At 46.5% G+C, this 25,511-nt stretch carries 24 protein-coding genes and 1 riboswitch; of the genes, 19 read left to right on the top strand and 5 right to left on the bottom strand.

The window, feature by feature from the left end; all coding sequences use genetic code 11:
• The first annotated feature begins 66 nt into the window (after positions 1–66).
• From ACETMN_RS09160 to ACETMN_RS09185, 6 genes are all read left to right on the top strand, one after another.
• Positions 67–432 (top strand): arsenate reductase family protein, encoded by a 366-nt coding sequence (locus ACETMN_RS09160; RefSeq protein ID WP_091014717.1) that lies wholly within the window; start codon positions 67–69, stop codon positions 430–432.
• A 138-nt stretch (positions 433–570) separates the two neighbouring features.
• Positions 571–1,464 carry a 5'-3' exonuclease H3TH domain-containing protein gene (locus ACETMN_RS09165; RefSeq protein WP_017689620.1) on the top strand — a complete coding sequence of 298 codons (894 nt, stop codon included), beginning with the start codon at positions 571–573 and terminating at the stop codon, positions 1,462–1,464.
• Between the two features lie 5 nt (positions 1,465–1,469).
• The gene (locus ACETMN_RS09170; RefSeq protein WP_301291341.1) at positions 1,470–2,576 is read left to right on the top strand and encodes a phosphodiester glycosidase family protein; all 1,107 of its coding nucleotides are present in this window, start codon (positions 1,470–1,472) and stop codon (positions 2,574–2,576) included.
• Between the two features lie 31 nt (positions 2,577–2,607).
• Complete coding sequence (locus ACETMN_RS09175; RefSeq protein ID WP_091014712.1) at positions 2,608–3,294, top strand: MOSC domain-containing protein; 687 nt, start codon at positions 2,608–2,610, stop codon at positions 3,292–3,294.
• 72 nt (positions 3,295–3,366) lie between these two features.
• A complete protein-coding gene (locus ACETMN_RS09180) occupies positions 3,367–4,245 on the top strand; it encodes an ROK family protein (protein WP_047842269.1) in 879 nt (292 codons plus the stop codon).
• Positions 4,246–4,423: 178 nt separating this feature from the next.
• Positions 4,424–5,425: an HRDC domain-containing protein gene (locus ACETMN_RS09185; protein ID WP_047844208.1), complete on the top strand. Its 1,002-nt coding sequence runs from the start codon at positions 4,424–4,426 to the stop codon at positions 5,423–5,425.
• A gap of 71 nt (positions 5,426–5,496) precedes the next feature.
• Here the strand turns inward: ACETMN_RS09185 and corA are convergent, their stop codons facing one another.
• A complete protein-coding gene (gene corA, locus ACETMN_RS09190) occupies positions 5,497–6,432 on the bottom strand; it encodes a magnesium/cobalt transporter CorA (protein ID WP_062833460.1) in 936 nt (311 codons plus the stop codon).
• Positions 6,433–6,883: 451 nt separating this feature from the next.
• Positions 6,884–7,007: riboswitch (SAM riboswitch) on the top strand.
• Positions 7,008–7,242: 235 nt separating this feature from the next.
• Between corA and metA the strand changes: the two genes are divergently transcribed.
• The 6 genes from metA to ACETMN_RS09220 all read left to right on the top strand — a co-directional run bounded on the left by metA (position 7,243) and on the right by ACETMN_RS09220 (position 14,139).
• Positions 7,243–8,160 carry a homoserine O-acetyltransferase MetA gene (gene metA / locus ACETMN_RS09195; protein ID WP_036610071.1) on the top strand — a complete coding sequence of 306 codons (918 nt, stop codon included), beginning with the start codon at positions 7,243–7,245 and terminating at the stop codon, positions 8,158–8,160.
• A gap of 24 nt (positions 8,161–8,184) precedes the next feature.
• Entirely contained in the window at positions 8,185–9,372 is a 1,188-nt protein-coding gene (locus ACETMN_RS09200) for a PLP-dependent transferase (protein ID WP_105597999.1), read from the top strand.
• Positions 9,369–10,541, top strand: coding sequence for a trans-sulfuration enzyme family protein (locus ACETMN_RS09205; protein ID WP_105598000.1), 1,173 nt, complete (start codon positions 9,369–9,371; stop codon positions 10,539–10,541). Before ACETMN_RS09200 ends, ACETMN_RS09205 begins: the two co-directional genes overlap by 4 nt.
• Before the next feature lie 241 nt (positions 10,542–10,782).
• Complete coding sequence (gene mqnC / locus ACETMN_RS09210; protein WP_074096829.1) at positions 10,783–11,919, top strand: cyclic dehypoxanthinyl futalosine synthase; 1,137 nt, start codon at positions 10,783–10,785, stop codon at positions 11,917–11,919.
• A gap of 232 nt (positions 11,920–12,151) precedes the next feature.
• The gene (locus tag ACETMN_RS09215; RefSeq protein WP_411736040.1) at positions 12,152–13,129 is read left to right on the top strand and encodes an aldo/keto reductase; all 978 of its coding nucleotides are present in this window, start codon (positions 12,152–12,154) and stop codon (positions 13,127–13,129) included.
• Complete coding sequence (locus ACETMN_RS09220; RefSeq protein WP_411736041.1) at positions 13,126–14,139, top strand: zinc-binding alcohol dehydrogenase family protein; 1,014 nt, start codon at positions 13,126–13,128, stop codon at positions 14,137–14,139. Before ACETMN_RS09215 ends, ACETMN_RS09220 begins: the two co-directional genes overlap by 4 nt.
• A 79-nt stretch (positions 14,140–14,218) precedes the next feature.
• Here the strand turns inward: ACETMN_RS09220 and ACETMN_RS09225 are convergent, their stop codons facing one another.
• The 4 genes from ACETMN_RS09225 to ACETMN_RS09240 all read right to left on the bottom strand — a co-directional run bounded on the left by ACETMN_RS09225 (position 14,219) and on the right by ACETMN_RS09240 (position 17,673).
• A complete protein-coding gene (locus ACETMN_RS09225) occupies positions 14,219–15,124 on the bottom strand; it encodes a YitT family protein (protein ID WP_411736042.1) in 906 nt (301 codons plus the stop codon).
• A gap of 112 nt (positions 15,125–15,236) precedes the next feature.
• The gene (locus ACETMN_RS09230; RefSeq protein WP_091014701.1) at positions 15,237–16,475 is read right to left on the bottom strand and encodes a cation:proton antiporter; all 1,239 of its coding nucleotides are present in this window, start codon (positions 16,473–16,475) and stop codon (positions 15,237–15,239) included.
• Between the two features lie 4 nt (positions 16,476–16,479).
• A complete protein-coding gene (locus ACETMN_RS09235) occupies positions 16,480–16,974 on the bottom strand; it encodes a cation:proton antiporter regulatory subunit (protein WP_036610059.1) in 495 nt (164 codons plus the stop codon).
• Between the two features lie 294 nt (positions 16,975–17,268).
• The gene (locus ACETMN_RS09240) at positions 17,269–17,673 is read right to left on the bottom strand and encodes a hypothetical protein (protein ID WP_091014699.1); all 405 of its coding nucleotides are present in this window, start codon (positions 17,671–17,673) and stop codon (positions 17,269–17,271) included.
• A gap of 180 nt (positions 17,674–17,853) precedes the next feature.
• On the opposite strand from ACETMN_RS09240, the gene ACETMN_RS09245 reads away from it, so the two are divergent.
• The 7 genes from ACETMN_RS09245 (at position 17,854) to ACETMN_RS09275 (ending at position 25,383) form a co-directional block, all read left to right on the top strand.
• On the top strand, positions 17,854–18,798 hold the full coding sequence (locus tag ACETMN_RS09245; protein WP_143786484.1) for a putative sporulation protein YtxC: 945 nt from the start codon (positions 17,854–17,856) through the stop codon (positions 18,796–18,798).
• A gap of 414 nt (positions 18,799–19,212) precedes the next feature.
• The gene (gene thrS / locus ACETMN_RS09250; protein WP_091014697.1) at positions 19,213–21,150 is read left to right on the top strand and encodes a threonine--tRNA ligase; all 1,938 of its coding nucleotides are present in this window, start codon (positions 19,213–19,215) and stop codon (positions 21,148–21,150) included.
• Between the two features lie 429 nt (positions 21,151–21,579).
• Positions 21,580–22,119 carry a 3D domain-containing protein gene (locus tag ACETMN_RS09255; protein WP_411736407.1) on the top strand — a complete coding sequence of 180 codons (540 nt, stop codon included), beginning with the start codon at positions 21,580–21,582 and terminating at the stop codon, positions 22,117–22,119.
• A 111-nt stretch (positions 22,120–22,230) separates the two neighbouring features.
• A complete protein-coding gene (locus ACETMN_RS09260; RefSeq protein WP_411736043.1) occupies positions 22,231–22,446 on the top strand; it encodes a hypothetical protein in 216 nt (71 codons plus the stop codon).
• 198 nt (positions 22,447–22,644) lie between these two features.
• Positions 22,645–23,673 (top strand): cell wall-active antibiotics response protein LiaF, encoded by a 1,029-nt coding sequence (liaF, locus tag ACETMN_RS09265; protein WP_192134689.1) that lies wholly within the window; start codon positions 22,645–22,647, stop codon positions 23,671–23,673.
• A gap of 3 nt (positions 23,674–23,676) precedes the next feature.
• A complete protein-coding gene (locus tag ACETMN_RS09270) occupies positions 23,677–24,702 on the top strand; it encodes a HAMP domain-containing sensor histidine kinase (protein ID WP_091014695.1) in 1,026 nt (341 codons plus the stop codon).
• A gap of 18 nt (positions 24,703–24,720) precedes the next feature.
• A complete protein-coding gene (locus tag ACETMN_RS09275) occupies positions 24,721–25,383 on the top strand; it encodes a response regulator (RefSeq protein WP_091014686.1) in 663 nt (220 codons plus the stop codon).
• Positions 25,384–25,511: the final 128 nt, after the last annotated feature.

The raw sequence follows: 25,511 nt of genomic DNA on the forward strand, positions 1-25,511 counted from the left end.
CAAACCAAGGGAAGCGAGAAGTCGAGACCGGAGCCACACGAAACCGGAGCATTTGGAGGTAAATAAATGAGCAACTTAAAAGTATATCAATATGCCAAATGCGGCACATGCCGCAAAGCTGTAAAATGGCTTGAAGCGCAAGGACATGAGCTGGAGTTAATCCCTATTTTTGACTCACCGCCATCCGAATCTGAACTAACAGAACTCATCCAAAAGAGTGGACTGGAAGTGAAAAAGTTCTTTAATACGAGCGGGGAAGTGTACAAAGAACAACAATTGAAAGACAAGCTTCCGGGCATGTCCGATGATGAACAGATTCGTTTGTTGGCTTCCAATGGTCGGCTGATCAAACGTCCGATCGTTACGGATGGAGAAAAGGTAACGGTTGGATTCAAGGAAGAAACGTACGAGCAGGAATGGAACAACGCATAAACGCGCTGAATATTAGCCTTGAATTGTTCAAAATTCAGGGCTTTTTTGGCTGAGCGATGGTTGGCGGAACTATGCTATAATGATAGAATTAGTTTCGTATTTTATATGCTAGATTTAGATAGGAGAGAACAAATTCAAGTGAATCAACGTAATGAACCTACTTTGTTGCTGGTAGACGGTATGGCGGTGTTGTTCCGTGCTTTTTATGCGACATCTGCAAGCGGATATATCAGACGTACAAAGGCAGGATTGCCTACCAACGCAGTCTACGGATTTATCCGTTATTTCTGGGATGCGGTTCAGACTTTTGGACCAAGTCATGTCGTTTGTTGTTGGGATATGGGCGGTAAGACGTTCCGCGGTGAAGAATATGCAGCCTACAAAGGCAACCGGGCCGAAGCTCCGGATGACCTGATTCCCCAGTTTGCCCTGATTCGTGAAGTGATGGATAGCCTGGGTATTCCGAATATAGGTGCACAAGGATTCGAAGCCGACGATTGTATCGGGACGCTTGCGAAGTATTATACCGAAGAGACAGATATGAATGTTATGGTACTGACGGGTGACCACGACATGTTGCAACTGATTAATGACCGCACGAGTATCATTATTATGAAAAAAGGCCATGGCAACTACATGGTGTATAATCCTGAAACGCTCATGGCAGAGAAACAACTGACACCTCGTCAAGTGATTGACATGAAGGGTCTGATGGGAGATGCCAGCGACAATTATCCCGGCGTACGGGGAATTGGTGAGAAAACAGCGTTGAAGCTGGTACAGGAATATGGCTCCATTGAAGGGATTTTGAGCAACATGGATAAACTGACCCCTTCGGTGCGTAACAAGATTGAGAATGATCTGGACATGCTTCATCTGTCCCGCAAACTGGCAGAGATTCATTGTGCTGTTCCGGTTGCCTGTGCGCTGGATATCTGTGAATTGCGTCTTGATCCGGATATGGTCATGGACAAGTTTGAACAACTTGAGATGAAGAGCCTTGGCTCTTGGATGGGAGTGGCAATAGGGTGAGCAACATGAAGAACGTACGAACAGGCAAAAAGTGGTGGACAGGGGCTATGGCCCTTGTCCTGGCCTTGCCCGTAATTCTTTCGGGAGCAGTAAGTGCACCACAGACAGTGGATGCCAAAGCAGCAATTAGTACCAAAGTACAGAAAGTAAAAGCAGCAGGACGTAATTTTACCGTACAGACCGTTTCGATTCCAAAGGGAACACCGGTTACTGTCGGACTCGCGAAGAAGCAAGTTGGCCAGACGGCAACATTGCCATCGATCGTGAAAGCCTATGGTGCGCAAGCAGCCATTAACGGAGCATTTTTTGAAGCATATAACGGAGCACCAGATCCATATGGCATGTTAATAGCAAATGGTAAGGTCATACATATTGGAAGATACGGAACATCCATCGGATTTAAGGAAGACGGCTCGGCGATCATGGATTCACTTCAGGTGAGTTTGACAGGTAAAGTAACGGATACAAAAGGTAAATCACGCAGTTGGTATGCGACTTTTATTAATCGAACCCCTTCAGCGAACGCAAGCATTACGATGCTGTATACGCCTGAACGAGGTGCCACAGTTGGGTTCAAAGGTGGCACTGCGGTTGTCATGGAGAAAGGTATCGTGACCAAAAAAGTGCCCAATACCAATGTAGCGATTCCTAAGAATGGCTCGGTATTGGTCTTCACAGGTAATCAGAAATCTTCTTCGGACCGTTTTACCGTGGGTTCGACCGTAGAAATGAATTATAAGTATACGAACGCAGCAGGCAAAGAGATTCCTTGGCAAGATGTAGTGACTGCTGTGGGAGCAGGACCCCGTCTGGTGAAAGACGGCAAGGTAGCTGTCAATCCGACGAGCGAAGGTTTCAAGGATGCCAAGATTCTTAATGCTTCTGGAGCCAGAAGTGGTATTGCGATTATGGCGGACGGTTCTGTTATGCTGGCTACCGTTTCCGGAGCAACAATCAAGGAGTGGGCAGCGGTGATGCAGAAGCTTGGTGCCAAACAGGCCATGAATTTGGATGGCGGTGCTTCCTCGGGTATGTATGCCGGGGGCAAAATGCTGACTTCACCAGGCCGGCTCTTGAGTAATACACTCGTATTTGGCGGCTCTGTGCGTTAAAAGAAAGCGATTATGGGAGGTATGATGCCAAATGACACTCACATCGGATCGAAAGCCAGGGGAGGACAATACAGCTGTTCTGGCCATTAATGTAGGACTGCCGCAGCCGCTCCCTGGGCAGAAGCGTGAGGTGCTGAGCGGCATTGTAAAACATCCTGTATCCGGCGCGGTTTTCCTGTCATTCACTGGAATGACAGGGGATGCGCAGGCGGATCTGGTGCATCATGGTGGGCCTGACAAAGCCGTTTGTGTATACGATTACAGTCGTTATCCGGCGCTGGAACAACTGATGGATCGCACGCTGGATTGGGGAGCTTGTGGAGAAAATCTGACAGTTCAAGGCTGTGCCGAAGAAGACGTCCGGATTGGTGATGTGTACGAGTTGGGCGAAGCTACAGTGCAGGTCAGTCAGCCCAGACAACCTTGCTTCAAGCTGGGTGCAAGGTATGACTATAAGGACCTGCCTGTTTATTTTCAGGAGAGTGGATATACCGGCTTTTACTTTCGTGTACTGCAAGAAGGTGAGGTAGGACCTTCATCGATATTTCGACGGATCAGCACCGATCCAGCCTCAATGACGGTTCTTGAAGCCAATCGAATTATGCATCAGGGGAAAGAAAATGTCGAAGGTATTCGGGCGTTGCTGGCCATTCCTGCGCTGTCAGACAGCTGGAGGCAAACGTTAATGAAACGATTGTCCAAGCTGGAGAACAAGTAGCAGGGTAATTATAGTGTCATCAAGTAAAGCAATTCGAATTCCTTTTTAAACTAACTTGGGAGTGTGACTAACATGACGATCTTAGGCGCAATTGAAGCAGGCGGAACCAAATTTGTATGTGGTATTGGCACAGAAAACGGAGAAGTTTTGGAACGCGTAAGTTTTCCAACAACAACACCGGAAGAGACCATGGCTCAAGTGATTTCGTTTTTTGAAGGCAAAGGCATTGAAGCTCTGGGCGTAGGTTCATTTGGTCCGATTGATCCGATTGAAGGAAGCCCAACATATGGATATATCACAACAACACCTAAACCACATTGGGGACAGTATAACGTGATAGGCAAGCTCAAGGAGCATTTTGATGTGCCGATGACATTTGATACGGATGTGAATGGTGCGGCACTTGGAGAAGCAACCTGGGGCGCTGCACAAGGTCTTGAGAGCTGTCTGTATATCACTGTGGGTACAGGTATTGGTGCAGGTGCTGTGGTTGGCGGTAAAATGGTCCATGGATTGTCACATCCAGAGATGGGACATATCATTGTACGCAGACATCCGGAGGATACATACGAGGGTTTCTGTCCGTATCATGGTGACTGCCTCGAAGGCCTTGCAGCAGGACCGGCCATTAACAAACGTTGGGAGCAACCGGCTTATGAACTGCCTGCAGATCATAAAGCTTGGGAGATCGAAGCACATTACTTGGCACATGCACTGATGAATTATGTTCTCATTCTTTCTCCGCAGAAAATCGTCATGGGTGGCGGAGTAATGAAGCAGGAGCACCTGTTCCCGATGGTGCGTAGCAAACTGCAGGAGTTGCTGGCTGGATACGTTCAGCATCCGGCACTTCAATCCGACATTGACCAGTATGTTGTTTCACCAGGACTTGGCGACAATGCAGGGCTGTGTGGTTCGCTGGCGCTTGCCAAGTTGGCATTGAATAAGTAGGTCATTAAGGGATTGACGAATTTTACCATTGTGGTATGATATGGGCAACAGCATAGTACGGTTAATGAGGAAGCACCTCTCTTGCATGGATTTTGCAGGAGGGGTGTTTTTTTTTGTGCTGCCTATAGGTAGTATCTCTAACTCGTATAAGCTGAATATTCAAAGGGAGGGAACGAAAATGGAAGTCATTTTCATGAACAGATTGTCCAGAATGTCGGATCAGAATGCAGAGTATGCACAGTTATGGATTGGGGAAGAGGAAGATAGTTGGCAGCTGGGATGGAGTCGCTACGAGGAAGGAGAGCGTGAGGACAGCATCTGGTATGAAGGGACTTCTTGGGAGGAGCTGCTTCATATTTACCGTCATCAGCTTGCCATACAGATGAGTGAGGGGTACCGACCGCAGTTGCAGGGGTTATTTCATGAGAATGATGATCTGAAGTCACGCAGTTATGGTGGACAGCGGCTCCATTGTTACAGTGAGTTATACGGCAATGAGCAATTATATACGGATCTGTGCACATGGCGCAGGAAGAGAGCTGTGTCTGACCGGAAGGCACCGTATTTTATTGCAACAAATCGTTTGCTGCGTTTGATCAGTGCCTTTGTTCCGCAATCGCTGGATGAACTGATGCAACTGCCGGGCGTAGGAGAGAGCAAAGCAACTGAGTATGGTACGGAATGGATGGAGATTACAAACGGGTTGGAGCGTTCAACGACATTCCCGCTGGACTGGGTATACACGGCGCTGAAGGAAGAAGAGTATGAGAGTTGGTTATACAAGCAGAGAGAGCAGAAGTATAAGCAGGAACTTGATAAGTTCACCACGCGCAAGCAGGTGCTTGAAGGCATGAAGGAAGGGTATACGTTAGAGGAGATTGTTAATCGATCCGGATTATCCCGACGCGAGTTGGTTGAGCTGTTAGAGGCACTGGATCACGAAGGTTATGACACCGATTGTCTTCTTGATGTGGAGCTGGCAGTGATGCCAGAGAACGAACAAGAGGCCGTATGGAGTGCGTATGAGGAGCTGGGAGATACGTTCCTGAAGCCAGTATTACATAAGGTGTATGGAGGAGAGAAACCCGATGGAGGAAGTCTGGAGCAGGTCTATGAAAGACTGCGCATGATTCGGATCCGCTTCCGTCGGCACGCAGAGACAGAGAAGAATGTTGGTTAATGATCAGAAATGAAAAAAGACGAGGCGTTTCTCCCGGAGGAGCGCTTCGTCTTTTTTCATTTCATACGAGTTCATACCCAGTCTTTCTTGCGGAAAATGAAGAACATGCTCAGGCCCAGTGTAACCATCAGGCCAATTACAACAAAATAGCTGTATTTCCAGTTAAGCTCTGGCATATTCGTAAAGTTCATGCCGTATATACCGGTAATGACCGTCAGCGGCATGAAGACCGTGGTAATGGCGGTAAATACACGCATGATCTCATTCGCCCGGTTCGCAATACTGGATTGGTAGGCTTCTCGCAAGTTGCCCATCAGGTCGCGATAAGTCTCAAAGGTTTCAGATATTTTTACAGCATTCTCATAGATGTCACTGAAATACTTTTGCAATTGATCATCGATGAGACGCAGATCTTTTTTGTTCAGGGTGTTGATGACCTCTTTCTGAGGTCCAAGGACTTTTTTCAGCCACAGAATCTCACTGCGCAGCCCGATGATTTCATTCAGATGTGACTTTTTGGTGTGCATCAGAATGTCTTCCTCAAGCTTCTCGATCCGTGCTTCAATTCGGTCACCTACGGTGAAATAATTATCAACAATCAAGTCAACCAGCAAATACAGCAGACGATCCGGTGTGCTGATTTCCTGTTCCCACAGGATGGGTTTCAGTGTGCGCAATTCGCTGACCTTTTGCTTGGTAACACTAATAATGAAATGTCTGCCGAGGAATAAGTTCACCGCACGTAGAAATATCTCTTCATCATCGAAACGGATGCTATTAATCACAATAAAATAATGGTTCTCATAAATTTCAATCTTCGGACGTTGTTCTTCGTCACTAAGACAGTCTTCCACAGCCAGATCATGCATCAAGAACAGCGGCTGAAGTACCGCCAAATCGTCTACGTCTGCATCAATCCAGTAAAATCCTTCCGCTGGTGGAGTCAGCGCCTGCTGAATGTCGTCCACCGGAATAAATACACCGTTGTTTACCAACCGGATTTTCATCGTTAATCTACTCCTTCTGCACCCGCCAACTTGGCGGATATTATCATTATGGGCGCAAAAAGAACAAATCAGCCGGTCGGCAGCGGAGCCTGGAGATCAGGGCTGCGTTCACTATAAAATCAAACGGAAGTCACGTCCCGCTGCCGGCATGCTGATGTCAATTCTCTATGCAGTTTGTCGGAATTCGGCTGCCAGTCAGGCCTCGGGTCGCCATCCATTTAATATGTCACCTCTCACATAAGGGTTTATAACACCTTGTTTAGTATACCGCTGGTACAAGGTGCTTTCAAGCGCAAAAATGTGTCTATTTCGCGCCCTGAGGCAGTGTATGACAACGGATGATGAACGGTTCCGATCTGGGAAGCAGACATCGAACTGCATCTTGACGTGAGGGCATTAATGTAATAAAGTAGACGGTGAACCATATTAAATTACAATCTAATACAGCGAAATCTTATCAAGAGTAGGTGGAGGGACTGGCCCGATGAAACCCGGCAACCGGCGGTATACCGCACGGTGCTAATTCTTGCAGCGACTAAGTGTCAAGTGGCACTGTTGTAACTGAGAGATGAGAGAGGCGCATATCTATTTTACATATGACCTTTCTCGAAATCCGAGGAAGGTCTTTGTCATATGCCCCGACTTCTCAGCAGTGATTTTCGCTAAGGAACTTGAGGTTGTTTGTAACGTTGGATGAAAGAACAATTCAATGTTTTTACAAGCTCAAGGCAGTCTATAACTGTATTGATGTGAAGACATCAAGCCAGGGTGGCTGCATCTATCTATGCACAAGGAGGAGTTAGATTTACTATGCCAATCAAAATACCTGATACTCTACCAGCAAAAGAAGTACTTGAAGGAGAGAATATCTTCGTCATGGATGAAACTTCTGCATATCAGCAGGATATTCGTCCACTCCGTATCGCTATATTAAACCTGATGCCCACAAAGGAAACGACCGAAACACAATTGCTTCGTCTGGTGGGAAACACGCCTATTCAGGTGGATGTCGTTCTCGTACATCCCAAATCCCATACGTCGAAGAATACGTCTCAGGAGTATTTGGATCTGTTCTATAAAACCTTCGATGAGATTGAGCACCGCCGTTTCGATGGAATGATTATTACGGGTGCCCCGGTGGAACAGATGGATTTCGAAGACGTGAACTATTGGAATGAAATCCAGGAGATCTTCGAATGGACCAAAACCAATGTGACTTCAACCCTCCACATATGTTGGGCTTCCCAGGCAGGTTTATACCATCATTTTGACGTACCCAAGGTTGCACTTGATGAAAAGTGTTTTGGCGTTTTCCCACATACCATTAATAAACCACATGTTCCGTTGTTGCGTGGATTCGATGAAGTATTCAACGTTCCACATTCCCGTCATACGGAAGTGAGACGCGAAGATATTGAAAAGAATGAGAATTTAGAGATTTTGGCTGAATCCGAGGAAGCGGGGATCTTCCTGGTTGCTACCAAAGACGGCAAACAGATTTTTGCCACAGGACATGCCGAGTATGACCCGTTCTCATTAAAGTGGGAGTATGACCGGGATGCAGCCAAAGGGTTGGATATCGCATTGCCTAGACATTATTATCCGAATGACGACCCTTCCCGTGTGCCACCGGCTACTTGGCGCGCTCATGCCAACTTATTATTCTCTAACTGGCTCAATTACTATGTGTATCAAGAAACACCTTATGATATTGGTCCGCAAATCTAATCGAGATTACAGGAGGATGCAGCAATGGAAGACAACAACAAGTTGAAAATCGAAAGCCGCTTAGCACAAATTGGGTCCATCAATGAACCGGTAACAGGCGCCATTAACTTTCCGATCTATCAATCCACTGCGTTTCGCCACCCGAAGCTTGGACAAAGCACGGGGTTTGATTATATTCGTACGACTAATCCAACCCGTAAAGTATTGGAAGAAGCCGCTGCAGCGCTGGAGTCCGGTGATGCAGGGTTTGCCTGTAGCTCGGGAATGGCCGCGCTGCAAACGATTTTTGCCATGTTTGGTCAAGGGGATCATCTGATTGTATCGCTGGATCTGTATGGTGGAACCTATCGTCTGCTGGAACGTATTCTGTCCCGTTTCGGCGTAACTGCCAGTTATGTGGACACGAATGACCTTGCAGCACTGGAGAAGGTTCGTCAGCCGAATACCAAAGCGGTATTTATTGAGACACCAACCAATCCACTGATGATGATCACCGATGTGGAAGCCGTTGCTTCCTGGGCGAAAAGTTACAACCTGTTGACCATTGTTGACAACACGTTGTTGACTCCATTTTTCCAACGTCCGATTGAACTGGGTGCCGATATCATCATTCATAGCGCTACCAAATATCTGGGTGGACACAATGATGTGCTCGCTGGACTAATTATTACCAAAGGTGAAGCGTTATCTGCAGAGATGGCGTTCTTGCATAATTCCATTGGAGCGGTATTGTCTCCAAGTGACTCCTACCAGTTGATGAAAGGGATGAAAACGCTGGCTCTTCGCATGGAGCGTCATGAGCACAATGCACTTACTATTGCTAAATACTTGCTTGAGCACCCAGCGGTGGTTGAAGTGTATCATCCAGGCCTATCCGATCATCCGGGGTATGAAATACAGAATAAACAATCCACCGGTAACACAGGTATCTTCTCTTTCAAAGTGAAGGATGCACGTTATGTTGAACCGTTGCTGCGTCATATCAAACTCATTGCTTTTGCCGAAAGTCTCGGCGGAGTTGAATCACTCATGACTTATCCCGCAGTACAGACTCATGCAGATATTCCGCTTGAAATTCGTGAAGCCGTAGGTGTGGATGACCGTCTGCTCCGGTTCTCCGTAGGCATTGAACATGCAGATGATCTGATTGCAGATCTCGGCAATGCTCTGACAGTTGCACAACAGGAAGTGGAAGGAGGCGTGCACTCATGAGTGAGTCCAACAACAAACCCAATTCCGAGTTAAAATTTGATACCAAGTTGCTCCATTTTGGCGATGAAATTGACAAAACGACTGGAGCATCGAGTGTACCGATCTACCAAGCATCAACATTCCATCATTTTGATATCTTCAATCCGCCTCAACATGATTACAGTCGTTCGGGTAATCCGACACGTCAGGCTTTGGAAGATTACATCACATTGCTGGAGGGCGGGGCACGAGGTTTTGCCTATTCTTCAGGGATGGCTGCGATCTCAAGCGTGTTCATGATGTTCTCCGCAGGGGACCACATGATTGTAACGGAAGATGTATATGGAGGTACGTATCGTTTGCTTACTTCCATATTAAGCCGTATGCAGATCGAGACAACCTTTGTAGACATGACCAATATAGATGAAGTAAAAGCGGCACTCAAACCAAACACCAAGGCAGTTTATATGGAGACACCGTCCAACCCTACACTGCGAATTACGGATATCGCTGCTGTAACTGACTGGTCGAAGGAACATGACCTGATCACGATTCTGGACAACACCTTTATGACACCGTACTATCAGCGTCCAATTGAGCTTGGTGTGGACATCGTCGTACATAGTGCTACGAAGTTTCTCGGAGGTCACAGTGATGTACTGGCAGGGTTAGCGGTTGCTCGCACGGAATCACTTGGTGTACAACTGAAACAGTTGCAAAATGGACTTGGAACTGTACTCGGGGCACAAGAATCCTGGCTTCTGATGCGCGGTATGAAAACCTTGGGGGCTCGCATGGCTCATAGTGAACGGAGCACAGCCAAACTGGCGGCATGGCTTAATCAGCGCAGTGATATTACCGCTGTCTTTTATCCTGGACTGGAGGATCATCCGGGCCGTGAGGCACATGAGCGCCAGTCCACAGGATATGGAGCTGTCGTTTCATTTGACGTCGGTTCAGGCGATCGTGCAAAAGCAGTTCTTAACCGGGTGAAGCTCCCCATTGTTGCAGTAAGCCTGGGAGCTGTGGAGAGTATTCTTTCCTACCCAGCGATGATGTCTCATGCGGCAATGCCGGCTGACGTTCGCCGTGACCGTGGCATTACAGATGGGTTGCTGCGCTTCTCGGTAGGTCTGGAAGATATCGAAGATCTCATTGTAGATTTGGAACAAGCACTTCAGGAATCCTAACAAAAGTGGATGCCCGAATACGCCGATGCGTATCACTTAATCTCGAACTAATTCTTTTCCATATGTAAAAATTTTTACTTATTTTTAAAGCACCTGTACATAAGGTGCTTTTTTTCACATGTAACCTGTGTTACGATATGTGGAGTACAGAAATACGATGTTGCCACCAGAACTTGCTTCTCTTGAACAAGTTGGGACGGATCGTTATATAATTTCTCTTCATGAGGGAGGCTTTTTTACGATGAGTACGGTAGACCGTATCTTAGATAAAGCCCTTCGGGGCGAACGTTTGGACTTGGAAGACACGATTCAGCTATTTGAATCCAATGAAGTGGACAAAATCGGGGCAGCTGCTAATGTCATTATGAAACGCATGCACCCTGAACCATACAGAACATTTGTAATTGGGCGTAACGTCAACTACACAAACGTGTGTGATGTGTACTGCCGTTTTTGTGCTTTCTACCGCAGACCTGGTTCGGATGAAGGTTATGTGCTTCCGGACGAAGTGATTTTCCAGAAGATTCAGGAAACGGAAGATGTGAATGGTACCGAAATTTTGATGCAAGGTGGAACGAATCCAAACTTGCCTTTCAGCTATTATACAGACCTGTTGAAAGCCATCAAAGAGCGTTTCCCAAACATCACGATGCACTCTTTCTCTCCAGCGGAGATTATGAAAATGGTTGAAGTATCCGATGGCCTTACATTGGAAGAAGTTGTTCGTGCCATTCACGAAGCTGGACTGGATTCCTTGCCTGGCGGCGGCGCTGAAATTCTGGATGACCGCACACGTCGGAAGATCAGCCGTTTGAAAGGTTCATGGCGGGATTGGATGGACGTTATGCAAACTGCACACCGCATCGGTATGAACACCACGGCAACGATGGTTATCGGACTTGGTGAATCGATGGAAGAGCGTGCATTACACTTGCTCCGTGTACGTGAGGCTCAGGATGAATGTATTGCGAACAAGTATGACTCCGAAGGTTTCTTGGCATTCATTCCTTGGACTTTCCAGCCAGACAATACCAACCTTAAGCTGGAGCGTCAGACTCCGGAAGAGTACTTGAAGACTGTAGCTATTAGCCGACTGGTGCTGGATAATATCAAGAACATTCAATCCTCTTGGGTAACGATGGGTCCTGAGATCGGTAAGAAGTCGCTTGAATTTGGCTGTAATGACTTCGGTAGCACGATGATTGAAGAGAACGTTGTATCTGCTGCTGGTGCAACTTACAAAGTTAACATCGAATCGATTCTGCGTTTAATTCGGGAGTCCGGTTATATCCCGGCACAACGTAATACCCGATATGACATCGTGCGTATGTTCGATGAAGAGAATGCCGTACATGAAGATTTCGTAATGCAGAACTAATCCTGATTATTTGAATACTACTCCCATAAATGCTGATCGTTAGATAAGTATTTATGAAGCCAAGCCCGCTGACTACTCCGTTTGGAGAGACGGCGGGCTTTTTGATTTCTTTCTGCGGTTCGAGGTCATCAAACAGTACATGTTACGCAATTGGCGATATTTTATATTGAAATTGAACTGTTACAATGAAAGGGAACTTGTGTAGTCAGACACGCTGGAAGGGGTTAAACCGATGAAGAGAAGAATACTTGGCAAGACGGAACTGGACGTACCTGTATTGAGTTTTGGAGCATCCTCACTCGGTTCTGTATTTCGTGACATTGACCGGGACGAAGGGATTCGCACTGTACATGCGGCCGTAGATGCGGGGATGAATTACATAGACGTTTCGCCTTACTACGGGCTGACAAAAGCGGAGACAGTGTTGGGTGAAGCCATCCGCAGCTTGCCGCGTAGTTCATATATGTTATCAACCAAAGCCGGACGGTATGGGGAAAATGAGTTTGATTTCTCACGTCAGCGAATTCTGAATAGTGTGCAAGAGAGCCTGGGTCGACTGCATACAGACTATATCGACATTCTGTTCCTGCACGATATTGAATTTGTGCCAGCAGAGATTATTATCGAAGAAGCTTTTCCAACGTTGCTGCGTCTGAAAGAGCAGGGAGTTATACGACATGCGGGCATTTGTGGATTACCCTTACCGTTGTTCGAGAAGGTTCTGCCACAGATCGATGCAGATGCGATCATCTCGTATTGTCATTATTCATTGAATGATACCTCATTATTATCGTTATTGCCCCTGTTGGAAAAAAAAGAAATTGGCCTCGTCAATGCTTCACCTCTTTCTATGGGCTTGTTGAGTACCCGAGGGGCTCCTGCCTGGCATCCGGCAGATGATCGTGTGAAACAGCTCTGCCTTAAGGCTGCCCGCTTCTGTGCAGAACAAGGCAGTGACATTGCCAAGCTGGCCGTGCAATTCTCTACGTCGAATGAACGAATTCCAACAACACTGGTGAGCAGTGCCAGCCAGCGCAATATCCTCAATAATGCAGCCTGGGTAGAGGAACCGATCGATCAGAGCTTGCTGGATGAAGTGCTGCGCATTCTGGCCCCATTGCATAACGAGACGTGGTCAAGCGGACGACCTGAATATAATACGAAGCCAAGCAACACTTCAGCAGAAGCATCCAAGGGGGAACAACGATGAGAGCCATTGTATGTGAAGAAATAGATCAATTGAAACTCCAGGACCTGCCTGAACCGGAACGAGCAGAAGGAGAGGCGTTGGTTGCCATTCGGCGGATTGGGATCTGTGGAACGGATCTGCATGCGTACAAAGGCAACCAACCTTTCTTTACCTATCCTCGTGTTCTGGGTCATGAACTGGCGGCTGTTATTGAAGAAATCGGTCCGAACGAGGCAGGATTAAAGCCTGGGGATCAGGTAAGTATTATTCCGTATCTGCACTGCGGGCACTGTATTGCATGTCGCAGTGGAAAAACCAATTGTTGTGCGTCCATGCAAGTCATGGGTGTGCACGTAGACGGAGGCATGAGAGAAAAAATCAGTGTGCCTGTCTCACATCTGCTCTCAGCAGAAGGTTTGACGCTGGATGAAACGGCAATGGTAGAACCATTAAGCATTGGAGCCCATGCCGTCAGAAGAGCAGGAATCAAGCCTGGTGAGCATGTGGTTGTGATTGGAGCTGGCCCCATTGGACTTGGCGTGATGGCATTTGCCAAACAGGCGGGGGCACGTGTTATTGCCGTTGATCGTAATCTGGACAGGCTGGAGCTTAGCCGGACTTGGGCTGGAGCGGATGACTTGGTTCAGGCTAATGAACATTCTGTACAACAAGTGGCTGAAATCACGGGAGGTGACTATGCTACGGCTGTCTTCGATGCAACCGGTAACGTGAATTCAATGAATGAGTCCATTCAATATGTTGCGCATAGTGGTCAACTCATTTTTGTTGGACTGGTGAAAGCGGATATTACCTTTCATGATCCTGAGTTTCACAAGCGGGAGATGAGCATCCTGGGCAGTCGAAACGCAACCCGTGAAGATTTTGAACAGGTCCTGTCAACCTTGCGTCAAAAGAAATTAAGTATGGATGGATATATCACACACCGCGTGGAATTTGATGAGTTACCTACTGCAATAGACCAATGGCTATTGCCAGATTCACATGTAGTCAAAGCCATCGTTGAACTATAATCACAAGTAAATCGGATAACAGAAAAACGCTCTCTGACCTTGGTGGACAATACCATCCATAGGGTAAGAGAGCGTTTTTTTATTTTTCCGGATTTGTCACAATACCCGCATGTGGATCAATGTGACGCACAATGGACTTCAACCAGATCATCTCCAGCACATGTACCTCATAATAAAGTGCACCCGGGATTTGCCTGATCCATCCTTCCGCCATCGCGAGTTGTGTTGATTTAGAAGTGGCTTTCAGCGTTCCAGGTTCACGGCGCAGCCGTTTGCGTACAGCTTTTTCAACTTGAGAGCTTTGTGTGGTCAAAATGCATACTTTGCGTTTGGAAGAGAAGCCCCTGAACGCAATGTACACCATTTCATAAGCAATAAGGTAGGCGATTACGGAATACATCGCTTGGTCCCAGCCAAAGACAACACCAGCGGCTGTCAGTATCAGCAAGTTAAGCAGCATGATTATTTTTTCGATAAGCATCCGTTTTCCGCTAAATACACGTTCAGGTGGGCGGGAAGACGGATCACCGATTTCCAGCGTATCCAGTGTCCCGCCATACCGCACGACGAGTCCAATTCCGAGTCCGAGGCATAATCCGCCAAACATGGCGGCAGCCAGCGGATGCTCTACAAGTGGCGGCATGGGATGAAGCACAATGGCACCGATCGAAAAGACAACCAGACCCAGAACAGTAACCAGTACAAATTTCTTCTGCACAATCTTGTAAGACAGAAATATAAACGGAACATTGAATAAAAATAGGAACAAACCAATCCTCATTTCGGTCCAGTGGGCGAAGAGTGAGGAAATGCCTGTAATGCCTCCAATAATAATTTTATTGGGGTGTAAGAACAATTCAAGTCCCACGGAGGCCAGAATTCCGCCCGCAATAACGAGAAACAGGTTTAACCAGCGGCGGGTAGACGATATCCTGGTCTTGGCGGTGTTTGGCACCGGATTAGCCGATATCAGAGGTGCTTTCATAGGTCATCCTCCTTAGTGCGGCTTTCGAGCCATTCTCCCTGGGTTAGTCACAGAAAGATCGGCGTAGAGCCGCGAAGTACGTTAGTATGTCTGTTCTGTACAGACATAGGAGTTATCCTTCTTTCTGCAGAACCTTAGGTTCTTCTTTCTTTTTCCGAGGATCTTTGAACTTGAATATTTTATCCAATAAACGGAATACATGTTTGGACTCTTTGGTTAATAAAGGACCCAGAATGGCCAGAATTAGGACATACAGCGCGGCAAATGGCTGAATCATTGGCAACAGTCCTCCGGCTTTACCCATGTTGGCCAAGATGATGGAAAACTCACCCCGTGACACAATGGTTAATCCGATATTGGCCGATGCTTTGGGTGATAGTCCTGCACTGCGCCCGGCCAGCATACCCGCCAGGAAGTTACCGAACAATGTAATAACAACTGCAATCAGAGCTAACCATACGGCTTCGCCACCCAAGGACAACGGATCAATGGACAATCCAAAGCTGAAGAAGAAGATTGCTCCGAAGAAGTCACGGAACGGTAGAATCAAGTGCTCAATCCGTTTTGCATGTTCTGTTTCAGCAAGCACCAGACCAACCAGTAATGCACCAATCGCTTCGGCAACATGAATAGTTTCAGAGAAACCAGCTACCAGGAACAAGGCTCCGAATACAACGAGAGAGAATAGCTCATTCGAGCGAATTTTAAGCAATTTGTTTAGTAGCGGTGTTGCTTTGCGTCCAAGGATAATCACGATAAGCATGAATCCGAGGGCAATAAGTGCAGACATGATGACGCCTCCGATGGAGGATGAATCACTAAGCACAAGTCCGGACAAGATCGAGATATATACAGCGAGGAATACATCTTCGAACATGATAATACCCAATATCATCTCTGTTTCCGGATTGGCCGTTCGTTTCAAATCAACGAGTACCTTGGCCACAATGGCACTGGAAGAGATGGTAGTTATACCTGCGATAATAAGTGCTTCTGCAACTGGGAAACCGGACACAAAACCGAATATTAATCCCAGCGTAAAGTTAATGCCGATGTAGATCGAGCCGCCAACTGCAATAGAGCGACCCGATTTAATTAAACGACCTACCGAGAATTCAAGTCCAAGGTAGAAGAGAAGGAACAGGATACCGATCCGACCCATAAATTCAATAAAAGGCTGACTCTCAATAAAACGGAAGTCCAGATGCCAGATTTTCATGGCATGTGGCCCCACGGCCATCCCGATCAGAATATAAAATGGAACGACCGAAAATCTTAGTTTTGCCGATAAAAGGCCGGCTGCTGCAATGAGAACAAGGGCCAGACCTACTTCGAATATCAAATGATCCATCTATTTACCCCCTTCCAGTCAGGAGGAGGGATTTAAACAGTTTCTGCTGATTGCGTTCGCCAACGGCTACCACCGTGGATTCTGCACTGATAACTACCTCCGGACCTGGGCTGATATGTTTTTTGTGATTTTTCTCTACAACGGCGATAACCGTTGCCCCAGAGTTTTGACGTACGTCCAATTCACCGATGGATTTACCGATACTTCCGAAGGAGGGTTCGATTTTGTACCACTCGATAATCAGGTCGTCAAACGTTACTTCAATATTTTCAAGCTGCTTTGGTTTGTAAGTTAATCCGCCAACAATAGCAGCAATCTGTCGTGCTTCGTAATCGTCAAGTGTGATCATCGAGATGCTTTGATCGGGATCATCATACTCGAAGTGGTACATTTCCCGGCGACCGTCATCGTGAATAATAATGACAATTTTATCACCGCTGCTTGTTTCAATCTGAAATTTTTTGCCGATTCCCGGCAAGTCTGTTTCGCGTACATCCATGGATTGTTGCCTCCTTATAATTAGGGGCTGGCCACAGAAGACAGGCTTATTTCCCGAAAATGATTAATCTGCTGCTCAAGGGAACATCAAAAGATGCGGGTAAACAGAGCCAGAAATTCCTGACACAGCCATATGATTTGAATTTGTCGGTGTGGGTACAACAAAAATAGGTACTGTTATAAACATGGGTTTATCTAACGTGTGCTAAAAGGGTTATAAGTTATGCACAAGCACACCGTCTTTAAATACAGAGGTGTCTCCATGCAAAAGCAACCTGTAAATACGTCGCAACGGCTAGTGAAGAGCGTTCACGTACTTAGGTGCTATAGGGGTGAGGGATACATACATGCTGGTAAACTTAATAGGTAGCAGAAATAATTTGCGTTTAAACAGACAATACCACGGTTTAAAGGACAGACCCGTTGTAGGGATTCGCAGCATCAATAACAATGCGAGGACAAGAAAGACAGGCTTATTATGCGTAACCGCAATCAGCTTGGACATGACTTGTGGGTATTTGCGAATGACAGATTTCTGCTGGGATTCGGGTATTTGCAACAGCACTTCCTTGTTGGAAGTTGCTTCTACAGACACCCCAACGGCAGATTCGGTCTGCATTGGAATAGGGAAGCACAAGGCTTGGAAAACGCACAAAATGATAATGATAGTGTAGTGGAGTATTCTAGGTTGTTGTCTCATTTTGGCTTCCCTCCTTTCCCGTGAAACATACTGTTATTAAAATAATAACACATTTTTGTCTTAACTCCAAACCTCTTCATAATATACTGAGAAATCATGACACGCTTTCCATCAATCCGCTTCGTATATCCCCATCGGCCTTGCCATATACTTTGAACAGGAAGGAAAGGAGTGATTCTTGTGGAACTGTTTGCTGTATGGACCGATGTATCGGGGCAAGAGGAAGCGGATCAATTTTATCGTTGTGTCAAGGAAAAAACCAAAGGTTTACATATAAGTAAAAGAGGATTTCGGCTCACCTTCAAACATAATGATGGAAGAGCAACCTGGGTGTGCAGAGGGAATGAGAATCACGAAGACTTCCAGCAATGGCTTCCCCGGATCAGTGATCTGCTCTCCCTTGGACTCGCCGACTTCATTATGGAGACACAAGAACGGAGCATGGTGGAGGATATGATCGCCAAGGCGTGTTCTGTCATGGATGAGCATGAAGTGGAAAAGGTCAATCGAATCTGCATGCCACTTCTATTAAATGGTGATCTGGATCAGCCCGGACTTCGGGAGCGCCGCCGTACTACGTTAGCCAGTGGACTACGGCAGGATCTGGAGGATGTTCACTTTTTTCACCTTGAAGGCATTATCAATTTCCGTATACGGCCATATAAGCAGGAACTTCAGGAGTTAGTGGAGTATGCGCTGGATGAATTTTGGATGGATCGGCAGTATGAAGAGTTTATGGGACTGTTAAAATATTTTGTGTTTTTTCAAGAAGCCAAAGTACCTCTGGTTCATCTTGTACACAAGGGAATGCATGAATTTCAGGTGCTGGATGCTGGACTTAATCTGTTACCCGTGCAAAAGGATGAACAGGTTGTTGTTGAAATGCCGGGGCTGGAACTGGAGATGGATATCGAAGATATGATTGTAAGTACACTCATCTCCATCTCTCCTGAGAAGGTCATGCTCCATACAAGCACCCCGGATCTGCCAATCATCTCGACCATATGCCAGATCTTTGAAGACAAAGTGCAAATATGTCATCATTGCCCGGAATGCGAAGTGCTGCGCTCAGGATTGTTGACAGGTCTTGACGCAAGTGATCTCGGCAATTATAATAACTGTTGATCCATGAATTTTTTATGTGAACCATTGAACCAAAAGCGTTGACAAAGACAACAACCACACGCAAGATCGGTGCAGAGAGAGGAACCAAGGCTGAAATTTCCTCCGGATATCACGTATGGTTTACCCCTTTGTAGCTGCAATTTTGAAAGTGGAGTTAGAATATCGCCTTTATTGGGATTATCCGCGAGTAAGGATCTGCCGGGTCATGCCCGTTATCGTCATGCCAATGAGGGCTGTATTTCCGAATATGGATGAATCAGCTGAATTAGGGTGGAACCACGAGTATATATCACTCGTCCCTTTGCCGGGACGGGTGTTTTTTGCGTTCCTTTGCAAAATGACTGGAATAGCAATAGATAATCAGTCCATAAATATCTGGACACGAAGGTTACATTAACAGGAGGAATGAGACAAATGGCAGTGAACATTAAATTACCGGATGGTTCGGTACGTGAGTACGCGGATGGCAGCACGATTGAGGACGTAGCCGCTTCAATTAGCAGCGGATTGCGCAAAAATGCCGTAGCCGGCAAGTTGGATGGTATCGTGGTGGACTTGTCCACAACACTTCATGAGGGAGCATTGGTGGAGATCGTAACTCTGGATTCACCAGAAGGACTTGAAGTGATGCGTCATAGTACAGCTCACTTGATGGCTCAAGCAGTGAAACGTTTATATGGTAACAAAGAGGTACGCCTCGGTATCGGCCCTGTCATTGAAGATGGTTTCTACTATGATATGGACCTCGAACATGCGCTCAATCCTGAAGATCTGCAAAAGATCGAGAAGGAAATGGAACGTATTGTGAATGAGAACTTGCCAATTGTACGTAAGGAAGTTAGCCGCGAGGACGCGATCAAAACGTTCGAAGAAGTGGGCGATCCTTACAAACTTGAGTTGATTCGTGATTTGCCAGCGGACAGCGTGATTACGATTTATGAGCAAGGTGAATTCTTCGACTTGTGTCGTGGTCCTCACGTACCATCAACTAGCAAAATCAAAGTGTTCAAACTGATGAATGTAGCGGGTGCTTACTGGCGTGGAGATAGCAAAAACAAAATGCTTCAACGTATCTATGGTACGGCTTTTGTGAAAAAAGCACAGCTGGACGAGCATCTGCACTTCCTCGAAGAAGCTCGCAAAAGGGATCACCGTAAGTTAGGTAAAGAGCTGGAAATGTTCACATTCTCCCAACTGGTCGGTCAAGGCCTGCCAATCTGGTTGCCTAACGGTGCGAAGCTGCGCCGTACTCTGGAGCGTTATATTGTGGATCTGGAAGAAAGCCTGGGATACCAGCATGTATACACACCGGTTCTGGGTAACGTGGAATTGTACAAAACATCTGGCCACTGGGAGCACTACCAGGAAGATATGTTCCCAAAAATGGTTATGGATAACGAGGAACTCGTTCTCCGTCCAATGAACTGTCCTCACCATATGATGGTGTACAAGTCCAGCATGCACAGCTACCGTGATCTGCCAATCCGTATTGCAGAGCTTGGTATGATGCACCGTTATGAAATGTCGGGGGCATTAACAGGTCTGCACCGCGTACGTGCAATGACACTGAACGACTCACACATTTTTGCACGCCCGGATCAGATCAAAGAAGAGTTCGCTCGTGTTATCGAGTTGATTCAAACCGTGTACAAGGATTTCGGTATTAACGAATACCGTTTCCGTCTGTCCTATCGCGATCCGAAGGATACCGAGAAATACTTCCAGAACGACGAGATGTGGGAGATGTCCCAACGCATGCTGCGTGAAGTTGTGGAAGAACTTGACCTTCCTTTCTATGAAGCTGAAGGTGAAGCGGCGTTCTACGGTCCGAAACTGGATGTTCAGATCAAAACAGCCCTGGGCAAAGAAGAGACATTGTCTACAGTTCAACTGGACTTCCTGTTGCCTGAGCGCTTTGAACTTGAATATGTGGGAGATGACGGACAGAAACATCGTCCGGTTGTTATTCACCGGGGTGTAATTAGTACAATGGAACGTTTCACAGCATTCTTGCTGGAAAACTTTGCAGGAGCTTTCCCATTGTGGTTGTCTCCGGTACAGGCAAAAGTGATCCCGGTATCCGGAAACTTCGACGATTATGCGCGTGAAGTGGAAGCGAAGCTGAAACGTGCGGGAATCTCTGCTGAAGCCGATCTGCGGAATGAGAAGCTTGGATATAAAATCCGTGAGGCGCAGCTTGAGAAAATGCCTTATATGTTTGTTGTCGGTGAGAATGAGCGTAATGCAGAAGCAGTATCCGTACGTAAGCGTGGAGAAGGCGATTTGGGCATGAAACCGGTCGATGAAATTATCGCTCAACTGAAAGAAGAAATTGCAACACGTTTGGTATAAAATGAACAAATGATCTATTAGATAACCAGTGCATAAATTGTGCTGATCACTCTGCATAACGCCTGGATAACATGGGATTGACCTATGTTATCCAGGCGTTTTTTTGTAGTGTTTGCAGTAAAAAGTATAGATTAATTGCTTTTTGGAAAACCTTTGCAGTGAGGGGGAGGTTATACAATGAAAAAGCAATTCTCAATTCAAAAGAAACATATACGGGGTTTATTGGTTAGCTGTGCGATGTTCGCCGGGATGATGATTAACCTGAATCAGGCGGATGCCTATACATTTGAAGAGGAAAGTACAGTACTGCATGTCGAGAGTCAGAGCAGCGGCAGTGAAGTCCCGATTATTGAAACTTCCAACAAGTCTGATCAAAAATTTCCAGAACAGGTCAGCCATCAATACAGCGATGAGGCCCAGCTGACAACCATGGGGTATATGGCTTTATTGTGGTCACCACAACCAATGGTCATTCCAAGACCTGAGCTTCCAGAGAAACAAGTGGCAGATCCGTCTATGCCGGTGCTTGCTCCGCGGTCAGAACAAATCCTGGGTACACAAAAGGTTACAGCAACGGGATATACGGCAGGTGTAGAGTCTACAGGAAAAGGACCAAAACATCCTCAATACGGAATTACGTATTCTGGTGTAAAAGTACGTCGTGATAAAGAAACAGTTTCCACGATTGCAGCTGATCCAAAATTGTTCCCGATGGGTTCCATTCTGTACATTCCGGGCTATGGTTACGGAATTGTTGCAGATACGGGTTCAGCGATCAAAGGCAATAAAATCGATCTGTATTTCCCGACAACCAAGCAAGTGTACAAAGAGTGGGGCAAAAAGGATGTGGAGGTACAGGTGATCAGGCAAGGCGCTGGAAAGTGTACAGAAAAGATGCTCAGCGAGTTGGCCGATGCAATCGACGTGTACAAATCCGTACCGGATTCGTGGTTGGACAAGGCCATTTAATTTCACATGGTCAAATGAATAACTGAAGTGCTCTCTCCACATAATACTGACTGGGGACGAACCCCGCGGTGCAGCAATGCATCGTAAATATGAAGAGAGAGGTGATTCGTTGTGGCTAAAAAATCACAAGGGTTCCAAACGCCAAACGAGAAGTACAATGCAGAGTTTGGAGAAGAGAATGCAGCAGCAAAAGTGAAGCAATCCGCTCAAAACAAAGTACAAGATAATTTCCAAACACCTGATGAAAAATACAATGCCGAGTTCGGTGTAGAAAACACAGGCCAAACTGGCCAAGGTCAAGGCAAAGCATCAAAATACAAAAATTAATTGAAGATTCATTAATCAAATGATGATTCAGCACCCTGGAGCACCAGCTCCGGGGTGTTTTACATATGCGAAGTTTTTTACATTAATATCCTCCCATCTCAGTCTCGAGACCGAGATGAATTCCACCTGCCGCCGCTGTTCTCATTGTCTTGTCTGAGTTACACTGGATACATAATACAGACAAAGGAGACATGGGTGATGAAACGATCGACGCGTGACCGCTGGTGGGTTGGCATACCTCTTATTGCTATTGGTGCGATGATCTTGTTCAGACAATTGGGATATGACATTGATGTAGGATATATTTTCAGAACATATTGGCCGTTATTTCTAATCTGGTGGGGGGTCAAAGGAATCTCCGAGATTCGTCGCAACGGGGGTTACGCCTTTATTGGACCCGTAATTGTACTGGCGATTGGTGGTTACTTTCTTGCCCGTAACCTGGGATGGATTGATTACTCCATGGGGGAGTTCATTCGTTATCTGATCCCGGTTATGCTGATTGGCGGAGGATTGTTTGTACTGATTGGGCCACGACGTCGTGATCGGAAACATCATGACAAGATGCAGCCACCTCCAGCACCTGAGCAACCTTATAAACCGTTGGCTCCGGAGGATCTGGAGATGCCGTCATCGTTTGACGAACAGTTCGAGAAAACATTTGGCAAACCAAAACAGGAACAGAAGAATGATGCACATGGCCCTCATTTCACAGGATCAACGGATTCATCATCACAAGAGCATCAATATAAGAAGAAACATCAATCGTATAACTCTAATGATACCGGATATGGAGAACATTATGATGATGGCTACGGAAATGGTTATGGGGATTATGGCAATGGCAATACCATTAACAAATCGGCGTTCATCGGGGATCTGTACATGGGGCAGGAAGTTTTCTCGTTAAAACCAATGAACATCTCGGCTTTTATCGGAGATACCGTAATTGATTTGACCAAAGCACAGATTCCATACGGTGAGACAAAGATTGTTATTTCTTCATTTATTGGGGATGTGAAAGTATTTGTTCCAGAAGATATGGATCTGGGTGTGACGGTGACGACAAATTCCTTCATTGGAGATATGTCACTGTTGAACCAGAAACGTGGCGGATTCCTGAGTAGTGCCCAGGCTGAAACTGCCCATTACCATGAAGCAAGCAAAAAGGTACGGATTATTGTAAGTGTGTTTATCGGAGACGTCAAAGTGAATAAGGTGGGTTAACGCATGATTCGAACAATTCTCAAAGCTAATAAATGGGAACTGATGATGTATTTTGCGCTAACTGGTCTGATTACGCTGGGCGGATTCTATCTATTGTATGGAGAGGTGTTGATGGGGGCTGGTCGTCAGCGGGCATGGACCTATGTGGCCGTTGTTGTGCTGGCCACCGTTATCACCGGATATATCGCTGCATTACGACTTCAGCGCAAGATCGACCTGCTTGATCTCAACATGTTGAAAGTGTCCAAGGGTAATCTGGCGGTGCGCATGCCTGAAGCGGATGACGCTTCGTTTGGTCGTGTCTACCAGGAGTTCAATGTCATGATGGATTCGATTGAGAAAAAGATGAGACTGCTTCAGCGTCTCGGTGAGCAGGAAGTCATTGAGAAGGAGCAAGCCTCGGAGCAGGCTGTGCTTGAAGAGCGCAAACGAATGGCAAGGGACCTCCATGACACGGTTAGCCAGCAGCTGTTTGCCATGCATATGTCGGCTTCGTCTTTACCTCGTCTGCTGGAGATGAATCCGGAACATGGTGGTAAAGTACTGGACCAGTTAATCCAGATGTCACATATTGCACAGCGTCAGATGCGAGGACTGATTGCTCAGCTTCGACCGGTGGAGCTGGAAGGGCGTGACCTCACCGCAGCACTGGATAGCTGGTTTCCTGATTATTGCAGGCAGAATGGTCTTAAAGGTGTGAAAGAGCTGGAACTGGATGGCGGAATCTCGGATGCCATTGAGCACCAGCTGTTTCTTGTTATTCAGGAGGCAGTTGCCAATGTCGTGAAGCATGCAGAGGCAGGGGTGGTCAGTCTGTCCATACGGGAAAGTGAACATCAGATTAGCATGAGCATCAGCGATGATGGTCAGGGATTTTTGCAGCAAGCGGAGCGTCCGGGTTCATACGGGTTATCTACCATGCGTGAACGGGCGGAGAAGCTTGGGGGGCAAGTTCAGATTATATCGAAACCGGGAGCGGGAACGACGGTGCGGGTATTGATCCCGAAATTCCCGAACGTTCCTGAGTGAACCAGAGGGGGAGACTGAATGAGTGGTAAAGTAAACGTGATGATTGTGGATGACCATGATATGGTGCGCATGGGGTTGAAAACATATCTGATGCTGGAACCAACTTTTCATGTGATGGGAGAAGCGGGCCACGGGCAGGATGCGCTTGATCAGTTACGTAAGTTAAATGATAGTGAAATGCCGGACCTGATCCTGATGGATCTGATGATGCCGATAATGAATGGCGCTGAAGCAACAAAAGCCATCATGACTGAATTTCCAGGGATGAAAATTGTAATGCTCACCAGTTTCCTGGAGGATGATCTGGTTGTGCAAGCGATTGAAGCGGGTGCGGTAAGTTATGTACTGAAGACAGTCTCTGCTGAAGAACTGATCTATGCTCTGCAAGGGGCCTATAGAGGCATGCCTGTTATGACAGGTGATGTGTCGCAGGCGTTAACCCGGGGAATCAGACAACGTACAGCAAGAGAGAGTGAATCCGGTCTGACTGAACGGGAGAAGGAAGTGCTGCTGCTTATTGCAGAGGGAAAGACCAACAAAGATATCGGAGAAGAATTACATATCAGTATCAAAACCGTCAAAACACATGTAAGTAACCTGCTGATGAAATGTGAAATGGACGATCGTACACAATTGGCCATCTATGCGCATCGTCAGGGTTGGGTGAAAACGAAAGGGTAAAATGCTGTCGTGACGGGGAACAGAGTCTATTCTTACGTGCTTTTATCTCCTTTTTAATTGTTTTTAAGGTACGGTTAAGGTTTAAAGTACAAAATAAGGACAGTTAAAGAATATCTCTTGGGAATAAG

Origin of the sequence: Paenibacillus sp. M2, from assembly GCF_046713495.1 — a bacterium.
Lineage (GTDB): Bacteria > Bacillota > Bacilli > Paenibacillales > Paenibacillaceae > Paenibacillus > Paenibacillus amylolyticus_B.